This window comes from Micromonospora sp. HM134 (genome assembly GCF_007833915.1).
Classification (GTDB): Bacteria; Actinomycetota; Actinomycetes; order Mycobacteriales; family Micromonosporaceae; genus Micromonospora; species Micromonospora wenchangensis.
On record NZ_CP041061.1, the window covers coordinates 2,569,707 to 2,591,010 of the forward strand.

Annotated in this window: 21 protein-coding genes; 14 read left to right on the forward strand and 7 right to left on the reverse strand. The window is 71.6% G+C overall.

What is annotated here, in order from left to right:
* Positions 1–68 precede the first annotated feature (68 nt).
* A complete protein-coding gene (locus FJK98_RS11505) occupies positions 69–977 on the reverse strand; it encodes an alpha/beta fold hydrolase (protein ID WP_168222417.1) in 909 nt (302 codons plus the stop codon).
* A 195-nt stretch (positions 978–1,172) separates the two neighbouring features.
* Here FJK98_RS11505 and FJK98_RS11510 point away from each other — a divergent pair, with 195 nt between their 5' ends.
* From FJK98_RS11510 to FJK98_RS11555, 9 genes are all read left to right on the forward strand, one after another.
* Positions 1,173–1,685, forward strand: a complete 513-nt coding sequence (locus FJK98_RS11510; RefSeq protein WP_240762757.1) for a hypothetical protein — start codon at positions 1,173–1,175, stop codon at positions 1,683–1,685.
* 57 nt (positions 1,686–1,742) lie between these two features.
* On the forward strand, positions 1,743–2,027 hold the full coding sequence (locus FJK98_RS11515; protein ID WP_145919011.1) for a phosphopantetheine-binding protein: 285 nt from the start codon (positions 1,743–1,745) through the stop codon (positions 2,025–2,027).
* 1,096 nt (positions 2,028–3,123) lie between these two features.
* Positions 3,124–3,354 carry a phosphopantetheine-binding protein gene (locus FJK98_RS11525; RefSeq protein ID WP_145919012.1) on the forward strand — a complete coding sequence of 77 codons (231 nt, stop codon included), beginning with the start codon at positions 3,124–3,126 and terminating at the stop codon, positions 3,352–3,354.
* Positions 3,355–3,359: 5 nt separating this feature from the next.
* Positions 3,360–4,814 (forward strand): AMP-binding protein, encoded by a 1,455-nt coding sequence (locus FJK98_RS11530; protein WP_168222418.1) that lies wholly within the window; start codon positions 3,360–3,362, stop codon positions 4,812–4,814.
* Positions 4,801–5,580: a hypothetical protein gene (locus FJK98_RS11535; RefSeq protein WP_145919014.1), complete on the forward strand. Its 780-nt coding sequence runs from the start codon at positions 4,801–4,803 to the stop codon at positions 5,578–5,580. The genes FJK98_RS11530 and FJK98_RS11535 overlap by 14 nt, the downstream gene beginning before the upstream one ends.
* Complete coding sequence (locus FJK98_RS11540) at positions 5,577–6,080, forward strand: phosphopantetheine-binding protein (RefSeq protein WP_145919015.1); 504 nt, start codon at positions 5,577–5,579, stop codon at positions 6,078–6,080. The genes FJK98_RS11535 and FJK98_RS11540 overlap by 4 nt, the downstream gene beginning before the upstream one ends.
* Complete coding sequence (locus tag FJK98_RS11545; protein WP_145919016.1) at positions 6,080–7,567, forward strand: AMP-binding protein; 1,488 nt, start codon at positions 6,080–6,082, stop codon at positions 7,565–7,567. The genes FJK98_RS11540 and FJK98_RS11545 overlap by 1 nt, the downstream gene beginning before the upstream one ends.
* A 71-nt stretch (positions 7,568–7,638) precedes the next feature.
* Positions 7,639–8,517, forward strand: coding sequence for a thioesterase domain-containing protein (locus FJK98_RS11550; protein WP_168222419.1), 879 nt, complete (start codon positions 7,639–7,641; stop codon positions 8,515–8,517).
* Positions 8,518–8,523: 6 nt separating this feature from the next.
* Entirely contained in the window at positions 8,524–10,302 is a 1,779-nt protein-coding gene (locus FJK98_RS11555; RefSeq protein WP_145919018.1) for a condensation domain-containing protein, read from the forward strand.
* 382 nt (positions 10,303–10,684) lie between these two features.
* Here the strand turns inward: FJK98_RS11555 and FJK98_RS11560 are convergent, their stop codons facing one another.
* Both FJK98_RS11560 and FJK98_RS34795 read right to left on the reverse strand, forming a co-directional pair.
* Positions 10,685–11,833, reverse strand: a complete 1,149-nt coding sequence (locus FJK98_RS11560; RefSeq protein WP_145919019.1) for an IS3 family transposase — start codon at positions 11,831–11,833, stop codon at positions 10,685–10,687.
* A gap of 66 nt (positions 11,834–11,899) precedes the next feature.
* On the reverse strand, positions 11,900–12,154 hold the full coding sequence (locus FJK98_RS34795; RefSeq protein WP_370517077.1) for a transposase: 255 nt from the start codon (positions 12,152–12,154) through the stop codon (positions 11,900–11,902).
* Positions 12,155–12,602: 448 nt separating this feature from the next.
* Here FJK98_RS34795 and FJK98_RS11570 point away from each other — a divergent pair, with 448 nt between their 5' ends.
* A complete protein-coding gene (locus tag FJK98_RS11570) occupies positions 12,603–12,776 on the forward strand; it encodes a putative ATP-grasp target RiPP (protein ID WP_145919020.1) in 174 nt (57 codons plus the stop codon).
* Here FJK98_RS11570 and FJK98_RS34535 read toward each other — a convergent pair whose 3' ends face one another.
* The gene (locus tag FJK98_RS34535; RefSeq protein WP_255470165.1) at positions 12,777–12,911 is read right to left on the reverse strand and encodes a hypothetical protein; all 135 of its coding nucleotides are present in this window, start codon (positions 12,909–12,911) and stop codon (positions 12,777–12,779) included. It abuts the gene before it with no gap.
* A gap of 276 nt (positions 12,912–13,187) precedes the next feature.
* On the opposite strand from FJK98_RS34535, the gene FJK98_RS34540 reads away from it, so the two are divergent.
* The 4 genes from FJK98_RS34540 (at position 13,188) to FJK98_RS11585 (ending at position 18,473) form a co-directional block, all read left to right on the forward strand.
* Positions 13,188–13,322: a hypothetical protein gene (locus FJK98_RS34540; RefSeq protein ID WP_255470166.1), complete on the forward strand. Its 135-nt coding sequence runs from the start codon at positions 13,188–13,190 to the stop codon at positions 13,320–13,322.
* A gap of 93 nt (positions 13,323–13,415) precedes the next feature.
* Positions 13,416–15,875, forward strand: a complete 2,460-nt coding sequence (locus FJK98_RS11575; RefSeq protein ID WP_145919021.1) for a tetratricopeptide repeat protein — start codon at positions 13,416–13,418, stop codon at positions 15,873–15,875.
* Positions 15,876–15,880: 5 nt separating this feature from the next.
* Complete coding sequence (locus FJK98_RS11580; RefSeq protein WP_145919022.1) at positions 15,881–17,242, forward strand: condensation domain-containing protein; 1,362 nt, start codon at positions 15,881–15,883, stop codon at positions 17,240–17,242.
* A 1-nt stretch (position 17,243) separates the two neighbouring features.
* Complete coding sequence (locus tag FJK98_RS11585; protein WP_145919023.1) at positions 17,244–18,473, forward strand: MFS transporter; 1,230 nt, start codon at positions 17,244–17,246, stop codon at positions 18,471–18,473.
* A gap of 36 nt (positions 18,474–18,509) precedes the next feature.
* Here the strand turns inward: FJK98_RS11585 and FJK98_RS11590 are convergent, their stop codons facing one another.
* The 3 genes from FJK98_RS11590 to FJK98_RS11600 are packed head-to-tail and all read right to left on the reverse strand — an operon-like array spanning position 18,510 to position 21,156.
* Positions 18,510–19,169 carry a response regulator transcription factor gene (locus FJK98_RS11590; protein WP_145919024.1) on the reverse strand — a complete coding sequence of 220 codons (660 nt, stop codon included), beginning with the start codon at positions 19,167–19,169 and terminating at the stop codon, positions 18,510–18,512.
* Complete coding sequence (locus FJK98_RS11595) at positions 19,166–20,323, reverse strand: sensor histidine kinase (RefSeq protein WP_145919025.1); 1,158 nt, start codon at positions 20,321–20,323, stop codon at positions 19,166–19,168. Before FJK98_RS11595 ends, FJK98_RS11590 begins: the two co-directional genes overlap by 4 nt.
* A complete protein-coding gene (locus tag FJK98_RS11600) occupies positions 20,323–21,156 on the reverse strand; it encodes a CPBP family intramembrane glutamic endopeptidase (protein WP_145919026.1) in 834 nt (277 codons plus the stop codon). The genes FJK98_RS11595 and FJK98_RS11600 overlap by 1 nt, the downstream gene beginning before the upstream one ends.
* Positions 21,157–21,304: the final 148 nt, after the last annotated feature.

Below are 21,304 nucleotides of genomic sequence, written 5' to 3' on the forward strand. Positions count from 1 at the left end.
CCTCCCGGTCGACCGGGCCGAGGTCTACGAAGTCTGACAGGAGCGACCTCTCTGGATTCCAGGCCCGGTCACGGCTCTTCCGGCGACGGCGAGGCCGTGCGGGACGTGGCCGGCAGCCGACGGGTGAGCGCGGCGCCGATGATCGCCATCGGCTCGGGCAGCAGCATGTGCTGGTGCTTGCAGTCGAGCTCGACCACCTCGACCGGGCCGTGCGTGACGGCGCGCCAGGATTCGGCCTTCTCGGCGGTGCTCGGCTCCTGCTCGGTCCCGGTGGCCGCGAACAGCAGGACCGGGCAGCGCAGCATGCCGGGCGGCCGCACGTCGGTCCGGGCGATGATGACGTTGTTGACAATCACCTGCAGCAGGCGCCGGATCTCGTCGTCGGACCACGTGCTCAGGACGAGGTTCGGGCGGCGGCGGATCAAGGCCAGCGCGCTCGCCTCCGGTTCGGGATCGCCCTGCCTCAGCAACATGGGATAGCCGAAGCTGTCCAGGACGATGTTGTAGTAGAACCAGGCGTCCGGCTCGGCATCGAAGCTCGCCGGATCGAAGCTCGGGCTCGCGTCCATGCTCGCCAGTAGGCCGACCTCGTGCCCTCGTGCCTCGAGTTCACGGGCCATGCTGTACGCGACATTGCCGCCCACCGACCAGCCGAGCAGGGAATACGGGCCCTGCGGCTGCACCCGGCACACCTGGTCGGCGAAGTCCCGGGACAGCTCCGCCATGCTCGTTGGCAGCGGCTCGGGACGCGTCAGCCCTCGGGACTGCAGGCCGTAGACGTTGCAGTCGGGAGGCAGTGCGGTCAACAACTGATGGAAACCCCAGCTCAGCCCACCCACCGGCGGCACGCAGAACAGTGTCGCGCCGGACCCGCCCTCGCGCAGCGGCAGCACGACGTCGAACATGCCCTCCATGGCCTTGAGGACGGCCCTGCTCTGGCGCTTCCAACGCAGATCGGCGGCGTCCGCGAGTGGCATTCCTCGGCCTCCAACGCGGGTCGGGGAGAGGTTCCAACGGAAATGGTGCCACAGCGCGGCACGCTTTAACAGAGCCATGAGTCAGCTGCCGCGGGTGCCTGATTCGCAGCGTATCGCCACAGTCGGCGATGTAGGCCGACACAGTTGGTTGACGGCCGTCGAAGGAACGTGCTGCAATGCGCCAGTGGTGACTGCGTGCGAGCGTTCCGCGTGACCGCACCCGATGCGGTGGCAGTCTACCTGCCGCCCACGCTGGTTCCCGTCGAGAAGCCGGCGGACCGTCTGGAGTGGACGGACATACAGGTCAAGATGTTCCGCCGGTTCCACGAGCTGCGGGGGATCCGGCTCGCCGAGTCGCAGACGGTGACCGATCTGCTGCTGCGTGCGGCGTCGGGGCTGGCGCAGTTGCGCGCGAACGCGCAGCGGGTGCGCTATGTGCTGTACGGGCGCGCAACGCCGGTCGCCGAGCCGTATCCGGTCAACCGGATCGACGAGGTGCGCCGCGCCCTCGGCCTGGAGCACGCGCTGGCGTTCACCGTGACTCAGCAGAACGTGGGCACCGGCGGGCACCTGTTCTGCTCCGACGCGTTCGTGAACTACCGGACCGCGATGGACCGCGGGCTGCTGGCACCCGGCGATCGCTACCTGGTGGCCACGGTCGGGTCGGGCGAGGGCGCGACCACCGCCGCCCTGGTCTTCGAGCACTGACTTTTCGAAAAGCTGACACTCCGGGCACGACGACTCGGGACTGACGGGAGCTGGGCGATGGACGCGGACCAGGAGACACCGGTGGACGCGCGGATGCAGGACGCGGTGACGGCCACGATGCTCGCCATGCTGCCCGGGCTGCTCGACTACGACGGGCAGATCACACCGCGCAGCCGGCTGCAGGACGAACTGAGCCTGAGCTCCTCGCTGGTTCTGGAACTGCTGCTCGGTATCGAGGATACGCACGCCATCCAGATCGACCTGGAGATGATGGACGAGGACCAGGTCGTCACCGTGGCGGATCTGGCCGAGTACATCGCCGGCCACTATGAGCAGTTCTAGCCGCGCGTGCGCCTGATCAGAGCGGTGCGCCGCGAGTTCGACGGCCAGGCGACGTTCCTGGACGACCCGGGCTACCGCGCGTTCGCGACGTAGTACCTGGCCGACCTGGTCCGCCCGCACGGGCTGGCCCTCGACACAGAGGTGTCCGGGCAGCCGTACGGGGAGATGGCCGAGGAACTGCTGGGTGAGGCCGTGCGGCGCGGTGGGGTGGAAGCCGTGCTCGCGCCCCAGCCGAGTACCCGGCCGTAGCTGCGCGCGCCCCGGGCCCGCGCGAACTCGGGTCGTTCCAGCACGACCACACCGGCGCCTTCGCCGAGCACCAGGATTGCGCCGCCGGTCGAACGGCGGGCTCGCCTGCTGCGGGTCGGCCCAGCCGCTCGCCAGCGCGCGGGCGTTGCCGAACGCGTCCGCGAAAGCCGGGACATGCTCGCGCTCGACCGCCAGGTCGCAGAACTCGCGGACCGTCAGCGCGCCCATCATCTCCATCTCGTCCGAGGTGAACTTGAAGTCGTACTGCTCCTCGACCCGCACGACCAGCACCAACGAGTCCAGATCCGCCCCCGGCCCCAAGCGTGCCGTCCTCGTCGATGTCGGCGAGGTCGACCTCCATGATGGTCAACGCCTACATGACGAAATCGCGGATCTCGTGGCTCGAAACTGCCATGCGCCAGTGCCTCCTGCGCAGTCGGGTCATGGCCGCACCACCGGGACTGTGCGACACGCAACGACCGCACGGAGATCGTCGGCGCACGGATCATCATGGACATTGCCCCACCGGTACAGGTTCGCATGAGTCCTGAATCGGCCCGGCTCTCCGCCCCGCGCTCCCGCCGAACCCGGCGGATAAGTACGCGTTGAAGCCGGTGCGCCGCGAGTGTAGACAGGGTTCTGTTTCACTAAGAGAATCTCCGCATGGGGCGGACGGCCGCCGTCCCGCGGCTCGACCGGCTCCGGCAGCGCGGCTCACCCGACCCTCGGGCGAGCAGGCTGCCCCGACTGAAGGTGAGCTGTCCGACATGCGCGACGACGATGGCCACGTGGCGGCCACCGCGGTGCACGTGCCCCGTCCCGCGCCGCAGACCGCCGCGGAAGACCGATGACGCCTTCTGAGATAGCGGCGCTCATGCGCGAGATCACCGAGGTCGACGAGATCGGGGTCGACGACGACTTCTTCCACGCGGGCGGCAGGTCGTGGGATGCGCTCTCGCTCCTGGTGATCCTGGCGGAGCGATCCGACGTCAAGCTCTCACTCCTCGACGTCTTCCATACCCGCACCCCCAGTCGGCTGGCGGACCTCATCGCCCACCGGAGCGTCACGGAGAGGTGATCCACATGGTGCCGGCGACGCTGGACCTGGTGACCCACGACAACGCGCGGCGGACATCCCCGGCTCTACACCTCGACGGTCACACCGTGTTGTCCTACGGTGAGCTGTCCGAACTGGTCGGCGAAGCCGAACAGGCACTGCGCCATGACGGCAAGGCGCTGGTTCTGTGCGCGGGGGACCGCGATCTGCCCACTCTGCTGGCCTATCTGGCCGCGTTGCGCCTGGGGCACACCGTCGCGTTCCTCACCGCCACTGCGGAGAACCTCTCGGCGTATCAACCCGAGTTCGTCGTTCCGGCGCCCGGCGGCGGGACCGGACTGGCCGAACTGGGCTACCGCCCGGCCGCGCGACCGATCGCCGGCGCGACGGTCTTCAGCCGGGACGGCAGCCGACCGGCGGGCGAGATCTTCCCCGGCACCGCGTTGCTGCTCGCCACGTCCGGCTCGACCGGCAGCCCCAAGGCCGCTCGTCTGTCCTACCGGGGGCTGGCCGACAACACCGCGGCCGTCGTCCGCGCGCTGGGTATCACCGCGGCCGAACGCGCCCCCACCACGCTGCCGATCAGGCACGCCTACGGATTGTCCGTGCTGAACACCCACCTGCTGGCCGGCGCGAGCATCGCGCTCACCGGGCACTCACCGCTGTCGTTGGCCATGTGGGACGACCTGACCCGGTCCGGCGCCACGTCGTTCGCCGCGGTGCCGATGACCTACGCGGCATTCGGTCCGGCGCATCTGAATCTGCTGGAACGCAGCAGGGTCCGCACCATGACCCACTCGGGCGCACGGCTGGGCGAGGAGCTGACCGTGCGGCTGGCCGACACGATGCGACGGCTGAACGGCCGGTTCTTCGTGATGTACGGCCAGACCGAGGCGACCTCCCGGATCGCCCGCCTGGACCCCGTGGACCTGCCGCATCGTCTCGGCTCGGTCGGCACCGCGATGCCGGGCGGCACCATCACGATCCAGCCGACGCCAAGCCACGCGCGAGCGGTGCCCGGCGAGGGTACGGTCCACTATCAGGGCCCCGGCGTCATGCTCGGCTACGCCAGCGGGCGCGCGGACCTCGCCCGCGGCGCCGAGGTGGACGTCCTGGACACCGGCGACCTCGGATATCTGCGCGACGGCTACCTGTATCTGACCGGCCGCTCGAAACGGATCGTCAAGGTATTGGGTATCCGCACCAGTTTGGACGACCTGGAGCGCATGGTGGAGCGGCCGGGTCACCCGTTCGCGGTGGTATGCGGCGCCGACGAGGTGATGCATCTGGTCGGCGCGGGCGACCGGGCGGTGCACGAACAGCAGCGCAGGGACCTGGTCGAGTTGCTCGGCGTACCCAGCCGGCACGTCGTCTTCCGCCAGGTGCGCTCGCTGCCCCGGACCCCCGGCGGAAAGATCGACTACCGAACACTGGCGGCAGCCACGGAAGCGCGCGGAGGCTCGCTCGATGAAGCTGACTGACTGGCGGATCCTGTCCGATCGGGGACCTGATCTCATCGCTTGCCTGGACTTTCCCGGGGCGCGCGCGGCGGCGGGCTTCACGGACCTGGCCGAGGGGGTGCCGGTCGACGCCTGCTTCCTGCACTTCCGGCAGGCCGGTGCCGGCCCGCTGGCGGCGAGCGTGGACCGCTGGGCCGCCGAACTCGCCGCGACCGGCCGCCCGGTGCGCGCGGTGCTGGGCTACTGCGCCGGCGGCGCGCTGGCCACCCGCCTCGCGGACGCGATCGCCGCGACCGGCCCGGCACCCGTGGTCGTACTCTTCGACGCCGTGCCCACGACCGGCGAATCGGTGGCCGACCAGTTCATGTCGGCGGTGCAGTCCTCGGCCCGGCAGCTGACCGAGCAGGAACTGGCGGACGCCCGTGCGCTTTCCGAGCAGATCGTGACGAGGTATCCGAACGACCTGCGGCTTATCGCGGCAGGCCTGACCGAACACTACGAGGCGCTGATGCGCGCGGTCGCCGAACGGTTGTCCCTGCCGCTGTTCCTCCATCAGGAACTCACCGCCGGGTTCACCGCCTATCTGGACTACCTGCTGCTGGCCGGTGAGGGCGGGTTCGACACGCGCGCGTCGACTCCGCTGTTCGTGACCTCGCTCGAGCACGAGCCGCCGGTGCAGCCGGCGCGGACCATCAGCCTCGATGTAGAGCACGACGATCTGCTGCGCGATCCCAAGGTGTACAAGCTCGTCGCCGAGATCATCAGAGGAGAGATACCACAGTGGTGAGCCTGCCGAAGATATCCGAGGTCTTGTCCGCGCATTCCGCGGTCCGCCGAGCCGAAGCCGTGATCGTGCGCTGCGACGGGCGGGACGTGACCGTGGCGGCCGCCGAGCTGAACCAGTACGTGAGCGGGCCGATCCTGCGCAACCACGTGTGGCAGAAGCTGGGCGAGGACAGCGGGCTCGCGGCCGTCCTGATCGTGGAGAGCATTCCGGCCGGTGACGCGGCGAACGCCGAATCCCTCGCCGCCGCGGTGGCGGACGGGCATTGCGCCCTGTTCGAGGAGCCCCGCGACGACGTCGAACGCCGCGTGGCGGCGATCTGGTCGGAGACGATGGACGTGACGCGCGTCGGCGTGCACGACGACTTCCTGGAACTGGGCGGTGACTCGCTCTCGGCCCTGCGCATCATCACCGCCATCGAGGCGCAGTTCGACCGGTCGCTGGACGTGTACGAGTTCATGAGCGCGGGCAGTGTCCGCCGCCTGGCGGACCTGCTGCGCTGATGGAACTGAGCGTGCGCCGGCGGATCGCCGAGATCGCCCGGGCCGAGCCGGACCGCGTGGCCCTGATCGGGTTCGACGCCGACCTGGCCGAGCAGGTCCTTTCCTGGCAGCGGTTCGCCGACCGGGTCGCGGACGTGGCCGACGCGCTGCGGGCGGCGCTGGACCCAGGCGCGCGATCCTGCGTCGTCGTGCCGGCCGGCAACAACCTGCCTGCCGCCCTCGGCGTCGCGGCGGCGCTCGTGGCCGAGGTGCCGGTCTTCCCCCTGAACCCGGCCACCCCGCCGGCCGAGCGCGACGCCCTGCTGAACCTGCTGGGTCGACGGTTCGTACACGTCTACCTGATGAACGCCGAGTTCGAGCCACAGCGGGCGCAACTGCCCGCCGGACCCAATTCGCCGATTACCGGCACTGGCTCTACGGCTTACCTGCTGGCGACCGGCGCCAGTACGGGCATCCCGAAGATCTCCGCACGGCCCGGACCGCTGCGTTACCACCCGGCCACGACGCCCTCCCTGGTGATCCGGCAGACCGGCTGGCGCACCGCGCAGCGGCAGCTCATCGTCGGGCCGCTGTACCACGCCGCACCGTTCACCGCGTTCATCGATGCCGTGCTGGACGGCAACACCGTCGTCCTCCAGCCGTTCTTCGCCCCGCAGTGGACGGTCGAGTTGGTGCGCCGATACGCCGTCGAATGGCTGCAGCTGACCCCGACACACATGCGCGAGATCCTGCGTGTGCCGGACCTGGCCGAAGCGGACTTCGGCAGCCTGCGGGCGATGCTGCACACCGCGGCGCGCTGCGACCCGGACACGAAACGCGGCTGGATCGACCTTCTCGGCCCGCAGCGGGTCTACGAGCTCTACGGCGCGACTGAGGGGGTGGGCGTGACGCTGGTGCGCGGCGACGAGTGGCTGGCCCGGCCCGGAACGGTCGGCCGCGGCTTCCTGACCCAGATCCGCATCCTGGACGACGCGGGCCGCCAGGTCCCGCCCGGCACGAGCGGCACCGTGTTCATGCGGACCCCGCAGCGCCTCGGCCGCTCCGACTATCTCAACGACCAGTCGATCCGCACCACGGCGGACGGGTTCGCCACGGTGGGCGACCGCGGGCGGGTGGACCAGGACGGCTACCTGTTCCTCGACCCGCGCGGCCACGACACCATCAACGTGGGCGGCGAGAAGGTCGACCCGGACGAGGTCGAGGCTGCGCTGCGCGACCATCCCGCGATCCTCGATGCCGTCGCCGTCGCCGTCCCGCACCAGACGCTCGGGTTCGTGGTCGCGGCGCACGTGGTGCTGCGTCCGGGCGCGAGCGTACGCAAGGCCGAACTCGCCGCGCACTGCGGGCGGCGGCTGGCCAGCTACAAGATCCCCAAGCAGTTCGCGTTCACCGACCAGCTTCCCCGATCGGCGGCCGGCAAGGCCCAACGCTGGCGGTTGACCCCCCACGACAAGCCCCATGACGAGAATGGTGCGACCCCGCTATGAACGCTGTTCGTGACGAGCCGATCGGCACCGGCTCCATGGCCGACACCGGTTACGAGCGCCCACGGGACCCGGTGGAGATCTGGCTGGCCCGGCAGTGGCAGCGCATCCTGGGCTTCGGCGTCGGCATCCGGGAGAGCTTCTTCGGCGTCGGCGGCAACTCCCTGGACGCGGCCCGGGTGATCGACGCCATCCTGGTGGAGTTCGGCGTCCAGCTGCGGCTGAACGTGCTGACCGAGCACCCGACGGTTGAACGCCTGGCCGCGGTGTTGCGCGACCATGACGTGCGGCCACCGGGCTCGCTCATCGCGATCCAGGACGGCGACGGTGCACATACGCCACTGTTCCTGGTCCACCCGGACGACGGTCAGGTGGGCCGCTACTGCCTGCTCGCCGATGCGCTGGGCGAGGAGTTCGCCGTGTTCGGCCTCCAGGCGGAAGGCCTCTACCGCGACACACAACCGTCTCGCACGGTGCCGTCGATGGCCGATGCCTACGTCAACGCCGTCCGTGCGGTACACCCCACCGGCCCATATCTGCTCGGTGGCTGCGGTGTGGGCGCGGCGATCGCCTACGAGATGGCCGTCCGCCTCGAAGGCGTCCGGCTCGTGGCCGCGATCGACGTCGAACTGCTCGAACCTCTGGACACCGTCGTCGAGTCCTGGTCGCGCGAACTGCCCCGGCAGGCGCAGCTGCCGGAGATCCTGGCGGACTGGCAGGAGCGAGGCCTGGTACCGCCGAACGCGACACCCGAGATCGTCGCGCGCTCGCTGCGCGTGTGGCAGGCCAACCGGGAGGCCGCGCGCGACTGGCGGCCGTCGCCGTACACCGGACCGATCGACGTCTTCGGCCGCGAGCAGAGCACGACCCTGCCGGCGACCGTCGCCCAGCGGGCACACGACTGCGACACGGCTGACCGCCTGGCCGCCGCGCTGCGCGAGCTGATCGGCTGACCGGCGATGAGCGCCGACACCGAAACCGGCACCGAAACCACACCACGCCGTCGGCGCCGCGTGCTCCTCACCCCGGCGCGCTCGATTCCGGTCGAGTTCGCCGGGGAGCGGGGCGGCGAGGGACCGCTCACCTTGGGCCAGCTCAACATCCACAAGTGGCTGGGCGCGATGCCCGAGCACTCCCTCGCGAATCTCTGGGTCGAGCTGCCGATCCCCGGTACGCCGTCCATCGACGAGGTGACCGGGGCGGCGGCGGCGCTGATCGCCCGGCACGAGAGCCTGCGCACCACGTACGTATCCGGCGAAGAGCCGCGCCAACAGGTCGCGAAGACCGGCGTCCAGCTGCTCGAAGTGTGCTCGCTCGGCGCAGGACACTGGGGGCCGCGGGACCGCCCCGCGGTGGCTGAGGCACTCATCAGGTGGCTGCGCGAGCACACCGATTCAGCATGGCGTCCGCTGCGTATGGCGGTGGCCGTCGCTCCCGATCAGGGCGATCGCGTCATCGCCTGCGCTGCCGGGTTCGCGCACCTGACCGTGGACCACGCCGCCATCGAAATCCTCAAGCGCGACTTCGCCGGCCTGCTCGACCATCCCGGACGAGGACAGCTGGGCCACCCCGGCCACCAGCCACTGGACCAGGCCGAACTGGAGACGACGCCGGCCGAGCAGCGCAGGGCCGAGGCGGCGCTCGAGTATCTGCGGGCGCAGACGCAACGCATCTCCCACTGCCTGTACACGGTGCCGGGTGCCCGACCCGGCGGCGAGTCGCTGGCGGTTGAACTGTCGTCGGTTGCCGCCGCGATGGCGGTGAGACAGATCGCGGCGCGCACGCGGGCCAGCCGGTCCAGCACCGTGCTGGCAGCGGTCTGCGCCGTGGTCGCCCACCGTGCCAACCGTCGGGATCTGGTGCTGCCGCTGCTGTCGAACAACCGATTCGACCACCACCTGACGGGCTATGTCGGCTCCCTGGTCCAGGGCACGCTCGCCACCGTCGAGGCCGGCGACAGGGACTTCGACGAGCTGGTGGGCCACACCTGGGCTGCAGTGATGGAGGCCAGCCGCCACGCCAGGTACGACGCGGCCAAGCGATCCGCCATGGACGAACTGGTCGAGCACGAACGCGGCCTGCGCATCAGCTACGACCCCTTGTTCAACAGCCTCGTGCCCGAATCATGGTCCGGGCTCACCGGGGGCGTCGGCTTCCAGGCCGGGCGGATCGACGCCGCGCTCGCCCAGACCCGGCTGCGGTGGCGACCGATGCCGCGTGCCGGTACACCGATCCGGTTCAGCCTCAATCAGCTCGACGGATGCCTGCGGCTCGACGCGTGGAGCTCCGACTCCGGCCTGATGCCGCGGGCCGAACTCGAAGCGGTGCTACTGGCGACCGAACGCGTGCTGGTCGCCGCCGCACCCGGTGACCTGCCCCGCGCTCGGACGCCTGAAGTCATCGGGCTGGAGCCCATCACGGGCACGCCGGACCGGATTCTGGTCGACTCCTGCTGGGTCGACGTGGCCGACGTGCAACGCCTCGTGGAGGCGGCGGTCGCGCCCGCCGTGGCACACGTCTTCGCTGAGGTCGGCGGCCGCCCGCTGGTCGCTCACCTCACCGCCACCGCTACCGTCCGTACGCCGGAACAGGCGCACGCCCGCTGCATGGCCATCCTCGCCGACCACCCCACAGCCATCACCCCACGCCAGTACGTCATCTGCGACGCCGCGCCGTCCGATCCGGCCGATCCCGCGGCCTGGCCGGCGCCTTCGGCCACCGGCTCCGGTCGCCGTTGACGGTCGCGGATCAGGGCCGCCTATGTCCTACCCGCATTGATCCGTTACGCCGGTCGACGTCGAGATGACCATCGACGAGACCGTTCGCGCCCAGCAGCGGCATGCGACCCCTGGAGGCGGGTAGACCCGTCCCTGACATGGTCATCGGCAGGCCGCCGGTCACCGCGCCGAACACCATCTGAGGAATAGTAAGGGTGTAAGTGATCGAGGAGACCTTCAGCCCAGGGACTGGGCTGGTGTCGTTTGTCAGGGGATTGAGAACCGGGTCGGGTGCGAGGGCGGTACGGCTGGTGCGTTACCCCTGCGAGCACGGCCTGAGCTACTCCCGTTTTCATGGGGTCTCTGATGTTCCCCGGGTTTCTCGGAGCCGTGTTGGTTGGCGTCAGGCGACGGATAGGGCGATCGGGTGGAGCCTCTCATACTCGTTCGGGGTGAGCATGCCCAGTGAGCTGTGGCGGCGTTGCCGGTTGTGGAAGATCTCTAGGTACTCGAAGATCGCATTGGCTAGTTCGATGCGGGTGCGCCAGCGGCGGCGGTTGAGCAGTTCGGTCTGCATTCGGCCCCAGAACGACTCGATCATGCCGTTGTCGTAGCAGTCGCCGATGGATCCCATCGACGGTGCCAGGCCGGCTTCCTGGACCCGGCGGGTGAAGGCCCATGAGGTGAACTGGACTCCGTGGTCCGAGTGGATCACGGTGCCGGTAGGTTGGCGGTTGCTGATGGCCATGCTCAGGGCGTTGGTCACCAGGGTGGCGGTCTGGGTGGCGTCGATGGACCAGCCGACGACTTTTCGGGAGAAGGTGTCCAGCACGACTGCGCAGTAGACCTTGCCCTCCCGGGTCGGGTGTTCGGTGATGTCGGTGACCCACAACTGGTTCGGCGACGATCGGGTGAAGTCGCGGTTGACCAAGTCCGCCGCGGTTGGGGTCTGGTGCTTGGGCCGCGGCCTCCGGCTACCGGGCAGCCCGCGGATGCCGGCGCGGCGCATCAGCATCTCGACCGCGTGATAGCCCACGACGAGTCCACGGCCCAGCCGTAGTTCGGCATGCACGCGGCGGGAACCGTAGGTTCCCCTGGAGGCCAGATGCACCGCACGGATCTGTTCGGTCAGCCACGCGTGCCGCAGCGCCCGCTGCGACGGTGGCCGGTTGCGCCAGGCGTAGTACCCGGAAGCCGAGACCTCGAGCACACGGCAGCAGACCTCGACAGGCAACCCCTCAGCGGCCATCCGGTGGATGACCGCGTACCGGCCTTTTGGGGGCACCACCTCCTTGAGCAGTTCGGTCGCACGGCGATGCACGGCCAACTCGGTCTCCAGCTCGGCGATACGCCGCCGAGCGGCGACCAGCTCCGCCTGGTCAGCGGAGCTCACGCCTGGCATCTGACCGGTGTCGATCAGCTCCTGGCGGCGCCAGTTGTAGATCGTCTGATCACTGATGTCCAAGTCACGGACCAGCTCCGCTACCGATCGGCCAGCCTTGAGTAGATCGAGGACCTTACGACGAAACTCGGGTGGGTATCTCCTCGGCACGTCTCTCCTCAACGAATGACGAGCCTGACGAGTCAACCAACCTGACTCCACCGAACCCGGGGAACATCAGTTCGCGCGGCCGTACATCTGTCGCTTGATCGTCTTGATGCGGTTGACCTGGCCCTCGACCGGGCCTGAGCTCCAGGGCTGGGTGAGGCCGGCAACGACGGCGTCACGGCCGCCGGCGAAGCCGCGGATCCCGGGGTATCCGGCGTGGCGGGCGCGGTTGATCCAGGCGTCGAGGTGTTGCCCGGTGCCCTGGTGGCGGACCAGGGCGGCGAACCCGCGGGCGGGGCGGCGACGGTGTCGACGTCCGGGCAGCGGCTGCGGGCGTCGGCGGGATCAGCGCGGTCGTCGTCGGTGAGCTTATGTCCGGGTCGCATGATCCAGTCCGTGATCCGCCGGGCCGACGGCACCCGGACTGCGGTCGCAGGGGTGGGCCGGGTGCGGTTGGTGGCGATCCAGTCCCGCAGCACCCGTAGGCCGCCTTGATAGCCGCGGGCCAGGATCTCCCCGTGCAGCACGGCCTTCTGGTGGACGCCGCCGGTGAGGCGTTGCCGCAGGTGGACCCGACCCCTGTCGTGAGCCGGACCCGGCGGTGAATCGCTCCAGCGCCGGCCCGGCCGCGCGCCCGGCGGACACCCCGCCAGCCAAGACTGGGGTCCCGGACCAGGGAAATCCCTGGTCCCAGGCGGCTCCCAGCGGCACACACTGGTGCTCGTCCGGCCGAGTAGCCGGGCGCTTCCTCCAGGGTGAACAGGAGTACGACATGAGGCGCAAGACCGTACGGATCGACAACATTCCGGCTGACGGCGTGGAACTGGCCGACGAGCAGCTCGCCCGGATGCTGGGCGGCCTGCCGAGGCGGGACGTTGGGGGGTCGTCGAAGACCATCGACGACATCCCCAGCGGGGGCCGGAACGACACCGACAGCGACTTCTGATCACCGCCGTCGCCGGCCCGCCCTGTCCCGGGACCGGCCGGCGTCGGCCACCCCGCCGCCGAGGGCGTGGGTGACGTGCACGGCCAGGGTGGTCTTACCCAGCCAGGGCCGGCCGGTGACACGCACTACGGGCATCGCCCGGCATCCAACGTCGCGCGGTCCACACAGCGCCGCCCACATCCGTTCAGCACGTCCCGCCGGCCGGTGAACTCGCCGACGTCGGCCGGTAACAGGCGGGGCACGGCTGCCCGCAGCGGTACGGGGGCGGGACGCCTCCTCCGGCTCCAGGCCCGACCGGGACAACTGTCTGCTCTGGCGGTGAGGCCGTCGCATTTCCGTCCACCCCGATGGGCGTGCTTGGTGGGTTCTCCGCCACCGACCTCACACCAACAGATTGATTCGACTCAATTGATGGGCGAGAATGGCGGAATCAGGGGCCGTCATCGCCCGTCTTCCTCGTCCGGTCGGGAGGAGGTGTCGAGCATGGAGCGCTACGAGGACCTCGAAGGAACCGCCGTGGGTCTGATCAACGCCGTCATCAACTGACGTCGCCGGTCACCAACCGGGCGGGCACGGGTGTCCCATCGTCGCGTGTCCGCCCCTCGGCACCGAACCAACCGACCGGGCGGGAGGACAGGGTTGGCCGACCTCACCTGGCGGGACCCGGCGGCATTGCCGCTGCGCCCGCTCATCGACCTGACCGCCGATCCCACGGTCCCGCCGTCCCTGGTCGCCGAAGCGGCCCTGTTCTGTGCCGACCGGCCCGACCCCTGCGGCTGGCTGCCCGTCCACGCGCCGCCCGCCGACCTGCGTCGCACGATGCGCCGCGCCGGCCTGCTCGACGCCACGGACCCGCTCGTCGCGCCACCCGAGGTGGTGCAGCGGCTCACCACCGAGGACCACGCCGGTCTGCTGTGGGCCGCCCGCCTGATGCGCGCCCTGGGCCGCCGGGAGGACGCCACGCAACTGCTGCGGCGCATCGGGACGGACGCACCACCGCCGGTGCGCGCCTGGCGTGATCTCCTGCTCGCCGAGGACGGCCGGCAGCCACGTCCCCCGGTTCCGCCCGAGGTGGCGGGCCTGCCGGTCCGGCTCACCGCCGCACTCGCCCACGCCCGGTCCGCCGCGACGGCCGGTCAGCCGGCCGGGGAGGCGCTCACCACGGCGGAGTCCCTGGCTGCTGCTCTGGCCGGTGACCGGATCGGGCTGGTCGTCCAAGCCCGGCTCCTCGCCGTGCGGCTGCGCTGCCCGGGCGAGCCGGTGCCCGATGCCGACACCGTCCGCGCGGTCGCCCACGACCTGGGGACGGACCGGGCCGACTTCCTCGCCCGCGACGCCGCGCTGGCGCTGCTGCGGGCCGCCGCCCGCGCCGCCCTGAACGGGACCGGTGCCGGGTCGGCGTACGAGTTCGCCAGTGCCGCCCTGGACCTCGATCCCACCGGCGCAGCGACCCGGCTCCTCGTGGCGGACGCGGCGCGGGCGGCGGGCGACCGGGAGGCGGCCCGTACCCACTACCGGGTGGCCGCCCGGACCGGGCTGGCGGAGCGGACCGCCGGGCTGGCCGGACTGCTCGACCTGGCGACCTCCACCGCGCCCGGCGCGAACAATAGGCCCACCGGTGGGTCGGCTCCAGCAGCAGACACCGGTGAGCTGGTGGGGGCGGTGGCGGACCTGCTCGCCTCGGACCGCCGCGCGGAACGGGACCGGTGGGAAGTTCTCGTGGCGCGTCGTCCAGCACTGGAAAGCACGGTCTGCGCCGACGCGGTGCGGTGGGCGGTCGCGGTGCGGGATTCGGCGGCCGGGGCGCGTCCGCTTCCGCTGGAGCGGTACCGGCCGTTCCTCGATCTGAGCCCCAGCGCAATCCTCGACCCGGTCGACACGCCGCCGGTCGCGATCCACACGCCGCTGATGTCGTACGCCGCCGTGCTGGAGCGTCGTGAGCCGTGGTTCCGGGAGATCCACCCGCAACGGGCCACGGCCGCCATGTTCCGCGACGAGATGCAGGCGACGGCAGCGGTGTACGGGTACACCTCCGGTGCTGCCTCGGCCGACTACCGGACGTGGCTGGCAGCACCGGACGGCTGCCCGCCCGGGGTGCGGGACCGGCTGGCCAACGTGTCGGACCTGCCGCTGCTGGACCGGGCGTTGCTGGGCCGGCTGCTGTCCGCGCTGGGCTTCCACGCCGAGGCCAAGCGGATCCTCCCCGGGCCGGACGTGCCGGTAGGCGACCCCGAGAGCGCGTACGCGCTGGCCAGTTGGATCTTCGCCGAGCAGATGCTCACCACGGGGCACGCGGCCGAGCTGGAACCGCACTTCCGCACGCTGTACGACCAGCTCGGCGACGACGTCCGGTACGCCCGCACGCGGGTGGTCACCACCATCAACGCCACGGTCAACGCGGCCCGACGCCGGGAGCCCGACACCATCGCCCGGTGGCGCAAGCTCGGCGAGGAGGACCTGGCCCGGTACACCGCCCTGCCCGAGGTGTCGGAGTTCGACGCCGCGATCATGACCAGCAGATGGTTCCGGGCCATGGGGTTCCTGCCGTTCCTCACCGGCGACCAGGACCTGCTGCGCGCGGACATGGACCGGTGGCTCGGCATCGCCCGGGAGGTGACCGGGCACGACGGGCACACCCGGATCATCGCCGCGGACAACTACTTCCCGGCCGTGGAGACCGCCGTGCGCACCCACACGTACCTCGGTGAACGCGACACCGCGCTGGCCCTGGTGGACGAGTTGGCGCAGCGGATCGACCCGATCGACCCGAAGACCTGGCTCACCGCGGGCGAGCTGCGGTACCAGACCGGCGACCACGGTGGCGCGCTGGAGGCGTACCTGCGGGCCGCGCACCTGCAGTTCCCGTACGGCCGGATCTCCTGGTTCAACGCCGGCCAGGTGCACGAGCAACTGGGCCGGCCGGACCTGGCCGCCGAGTGCTACCGGCGGTCGCTCGCGCACTGGCCGACCGGGGTGACGCCGCTGCGCCGGCTGCGCGATCTGCACCTGCGCGGCCTGTTGCCCGACGACGGGGGAGTGCTGGCGGCCTGGGTCGCGGGCCAGCCGGCGTGGTCGCAGCTGCCCGCGTTCCCGGGGTGAGGCGGGTGGGGGTGCCGCCCTACGGGGCGCAGCGTGAACTGCTGCTGCTGAGCGACACCGACGGGGCCGGCCTGCCCCGGCACAACCCGATGCCCCGGGCCTGGACGTTGTGGCACGTCCGGGGCGAGGTGGACGTGCCGCGACTGGCCGCCGCCATGCGGGCCGTTGCCGCCGGCAACGACGTGTGGCGGGCCCGGTTCGCCGTGGGCCCGGAGCTGGTGTACGGAGCCGGGCAGCCCTTCCCGGTGACCATCGTGGACTGTTCCGACGTGCCGGCGGACCGGCGGTCGGAGGCGGCCGGGGCGGCGCTCGGCGAGGCGGTGTACGCGCCGATCGACCTGCGCCACGACCCACTGGCCGGGGCCTGCCTGGTGCGGCTGGCCCCGGACGGGCACGCGCTCGCCCTCGTGGTGGACCACGGCTTCGCCGACCACGCGACGCACACCCGGTTCGTGCGTCGCGTGGCGGCGGCGTACGAACATCCGGGGCGCACGCTGCCGCCGCTGCCGTCGTTCTTCGCGCACGCGGCCGAGGCCGCCGCCGACCCGGGGCGGGCGGCGTCCCGGGAGTTCTGGGCGGAGGCGATGAGCCGGGACGTCCCCGCCGTCGCCTTCCCCGGCGGGCGGTGGAAACCGTGGCGGGACACCACCGCCAGCGCCGCCTGGCCGCTGCGGCTCGACCGCGGAACCACCCAGGCCATCCGGTACGGCCGGGAACTCACCGGTGCGACCGGCTCCGGTCTGCTCCTGGCGGCCCTGTCGTTCCTGCTGGGACTCTGGGCCGAGGCGGACGTGCCGGTGCTGTACGCGCGGGGCGGCCGGTGGACCCGGGAGAGCATCGAGGTGCCCGGCGCACTGCACGAGGCGGTGGTGAGCGTGCCGCCGGACCACCTCCCGTCCGCCTCGCTCGCCGACCGGGTCCGTGGTCTCACCGCCGTCAACGCCGCCGCGCCGCCCCTGCTCGGCCAGTGGCTCACCGACTTCGGAGGGGTCGAGGCCCTGCGGGAACGGCGTCGCCTCGTGCTCAACGTGGTGGCGGCGGAGCCCACCGTCACGCTGGGCGGTGCCACGATCGGCCCGGCGGACCGGCTGCTGCGCGGCACCGTACGCCCGTCCGAAGGCCGGCGCGGCTTCCCCGCCCACAACGCGCTGCACCTGGCGGTGACGTGGTCGGCCGAGCAGCCCGAGGTGACCGTCCACCACGACCCCGAGGTGCTGCCGGCCGCCGCGCCGTTCGGTGCCGCCCTGGCCCGGTTCTTCGCACTGCTGGCCGAGCAGCCCGACATCGCCGCCGACCGGGCCGCCGACCTGCTGCGCGCGACGTGGCTGCGGGCGGTCGACGCCCCGACCACGGCCGCGTCGACCTGACGTGACGTACGGTCGTGGCGGGCTGCTCCGGCAGCACGACTTCCGGTCCCTGTGGCTCGGGGCGGTCGCGAGCCAGTTCGGTGCCCGGATGGCCCTGGTGGCGCTGCCGTTGGTGGCGGCCGGCCCGATGCACGCGTCCGCCTGGCAGGTGGGTCTGGTCGGCACCCTGGGCACGGTGGCGTTCCTGGTCGTCGGCCTGCCCGCCGGCGCGGTCGTCGACCGGGTGCGGCAGCGGCGGCTGCTCATCGGCACCGACCTGGGGCGGGCCGCGCTCATCGCCTCACTGGCCGTGCCGCTGGCGTCGGGTGGGGTGGCGCTCGGTCAGGTGTACATCGTGGTCCTCGGCGTCGGGGTGCTCACGGTGTTCTTCGACGTCGCGCACCAGAGTTACCTGCCCCGGGTGGTGCGGGCCGACGAGTTGGTCGAGGGCAACGCCCGGCTGAGCACCACCCTCGCGGTGGCGCAGGTCGCGGGGCCCGCGCTGGCCGGGCTGGCCGTCGACCTGGCCGGCACCCGCCCCGCCGTCCTGCTGATCGCGGTGGGGTTCGCCGGGTCCGCCGCGTACCTGGCCCGGATACGTGCGGTCGACGCGCGGCCCGCCACCGCCGGCCGGTCCCGGCTCGCCGGGCAGATCCGCGACGGTGTGGCCTACGTGCTGCGCCATCCGGTGCTGCGCGTGCTGGCGTTGGCCGGCGGCGCGTACAACATGTTCGCCCTGGTGGTGCAGACGATGGTGCCGGTGCGCCTGGTCAGCGAGCTGGGCGCGTCCCCGGCGACGGCCAGCGCGTACTTCAGCGCCGGTGGTGCCGGCGGCATCCTCGGCGCGGTCGTGGCCCGGCGGCTGACCCGGCGGCTCGGGCTGTACCGCTCGGTCTGGCTCTGCCTGCTCGTCACCGCGCCGTTCGCGCTGCTCACCCCCCTGATCGTCGGTGCCGTCGGAATCTGGTTGGCCGCCGGTGGCTACCTGGTGTTGTGGGCGGGTGCGACAGCCTCCAACGTGGCCCAGGTCAGCCTGCGTCAACAGCTGTGTCCGCCCGAACTGCTCGGCCGGATGAACGCCACCATGCGGTTCCTGCTCGGTGGGGCGATGCCGGTGGGCGCGCTGCTGGGCACCGTGCTGGGGGCCGCCGCCGGTGCGCGGCTGGCCCTGTGGGTGGGTGCGGTCGGTCTGTTCCTGTCCTGCCTGCCGCTGCTGCGCCTGCGCGTCCCGGTCGACCGGCAGCCCGCATAGAGCGATGCGTTGCGGTCTCTCAGCGTCCCGGGGTGTTCAGGTCACCAGCCCGGTCCGGTACGCGTACACCACCGCCTGCACGCGGTCACGCAGGTCGAGCTTGGTGAGGATGCGTGAGACGTACGTCTTGACGGTCTCCTGACTGATCACCAGCAGGGCCGCGATCTCGCTGTTGGACAGGCCGTCGGCGATCAGGCGCAGCACCTCCAACTCGCGCGGAGTCAGTCCCGTGTCGTCCGGGGTGCCCTCGGCGGGGCGGATGCGGGCCGCGTACCTGCCGACGAGTTGGCGGGTCACCTCGGGCGCCAGCAACGCGGCCCCGCTGGCGACGGTGCGGATGCCGTGCAGCAGCTGCGTCGGCGGGGCGTCCTTGAGCAGGAAGCCGCTCGCCCCGGCGCGTAGCGCCTGGTAGACGTACTCGTCGAGGTTGAACGTCGTCACCACGAGCACCTTGACCGGCTGGGTCGCCCCGCTGCCGGCCAGCAGGCGGGTCGCCGCGATGCCGTCGAGGACCGGCATCCGTACGTCCATCACCACCACGTCCGGGCGCAGCCGGCCGGCGAGGTCGACCGCCTCGCGCCCGTTCCCGCACTCGCCCACCACTTCCAGGTCGGGCTGAGCGCCGATGATCGTGGCGAAGCCGGTACGGATCAGTGCCTGGTCGTCGCAGACCAGCACCCGGATCGGCGCGGTCACGACGTGCTGCCGGTGGGGATGCGGGCCCGGACGACGAAGCCGTCGTCCTCCCGGCGTTCCGCGCTGAACTCGCCGCCGAGCACGGTGACGCGGTCACGTAGCCCGGCCAGGCCGCGTCCGCCCCCACCCGGGCCTGCGGAGCGCGTAGCCGGGCCGGCGGTGCTGATTTCCACCGTGATCTCCCTCTTCCCGTGGCGGATGTGCACGGCGGTGCGGCTGCGGTGGGCGTACTTCAGGGCGTTCGTCAACGACTCCTGCACCACCCGGTAGGCGACGGCCTCCGCGCCGCCGGTGGTTTCCGCCCGGCTGCCCTCCTGGGTGAACTCCACCGGCTGCCCGGCCCGCCGGGTCTGCTCGACCAGCGCGGGCAGCTCCCCGACGGACGGCACACGCGGGTCGGCCTGATGGTCGGGGTTGAGCAGGTCGAGCAGGATCCGCAGGTCGGCGATGGCACGCCGGCCGGTGTCGGTGATGGCGGTGAGGGTGGTGTCGAGGCGGTCCGGGGCGGTCGCCAGGTAGCGTGCCGCCTCGGCCTGCACGACCATCGCCGTCACGTGGTGGGTCACGACGTCGTGCAGTTCACCGGCGATGCGGGCGCGTTCGGTGGCGCGGGCGGCCACGGCGGCCCGCCGACGGCGTTCGGCCTCGACGGCCCGGCTCTGCCGCAGCCAGGCCCCGGCGCCCCAGGCGAGGGCCAACGCCAGGTAGAAGGTGAGGAAACCACCCACGCCCTCCGTCGACCCCTGCCGGTGCAGGGCGACGGCCAGGGCGACGTACGCGGCGGAGCCCACGACCAGGGTGACACGTCGACGACGCTCCAGGTGTACGCCGGCGCTGAGCAACGCGATGGCCAGCGCGGTGCCCGCGACCGTGTGGTACGCGCGCACCTGGTCGACGGCGAAGCCGAGGGACACCAGGGCGAGGCAGATCCCGGGCCAGCGCCGGCGGACGGCCAGCGGAAGGCACTCCAGGGCGATCGCCACCACGGCCAACGCGTCGAACGGGCGGCCGGGCAGGTCACCGAGTTGCGTGCTGCGCTCCTGCAACACCGGCACCGGCAGGCAGGCGAGGGCGAGCAGCAGCGCCAGCGGGAGGTCCCGGACCGTGACGGGCCAGCGCCGCCACCGGTCCGCAAGCGTCCGCAGGTCGACCATCAGGAGACGGTAACGTCTGCCGTCGGCGCGTCGACCGGGCGGCGACGCGGGACGATGCGACCCCGGCGGTGGGCCAGCCCCAGGAACACCACGGTCAGTGCCAGCCCCGCCAGCACCGTGCAGAGGCTGGCCTCCGGCCCGAAGTCGCCGCCGCTGAGCAGCGTCGGGCCCGACATGGTGGCGTCCAGTAACCCCTGGGATTCGCCGTTGCCGGAGACCACGACGCTGAAGATCCCTGCGGCGGCGAAGTTCCACCCGAAGTGCAGCCCGATCGGCACCCACAGGGTGCGGGTGGCGGCGTAGCAGGCGGCGAGCATGAAACCCGCCTCGACCGTGATGGCGGTCGCGCCCCACACGCCGGCGTCCGGGTTGGCCAGGTGGACCAGACCGAACAGCACGCCGGTCAGCAGCAGCGAGAGCCAGGTCCCGAGGCGTTCCTCGACGAGGCGGAACAGCAGGCCCCGGAAGAGCAGCTCCTCGGTCACGGCTGCGGCCGCCATGAACCCGAACAGCCCCACCGCGCCGGTCACCGAACCCACGCCGTGCACGTGGTAGCCGTCCAGTAGGGCGATGGTGACGATGACGGCGGCGAACATGGCCGACCCGACGAGCGTCCCCCGGACGATCCGGGCGCCGGCACCGGCTCGGGTCAGGTCCGTGACCTCCCGTCGTTCGGTACGGCGCACCACCCACCCGTACGCGAGGAGCGTGGCCACGGCGGTCGCCGTGCCGAGGAGCAGGGTGAGCCAGGGGTTGTCCTGCACCGCCGCGACGGCCCGGCTGCCGACGAGACCGGCTGCCGCGACGGCGAGGACCTGTTTCAACACACGCATGACGGGTTCCCTTGCGAGGTGGGCGGCCGGAGTACCGCGGGTCACCTGGAACGCTAGGGATCGGCGGGTCGGGAATCGTCACCGTGCGGTGGACACCTGCGGGTAGCTCTCACGGGGGACAAGCCTGGCGTCGCGCAAATCCGGACCA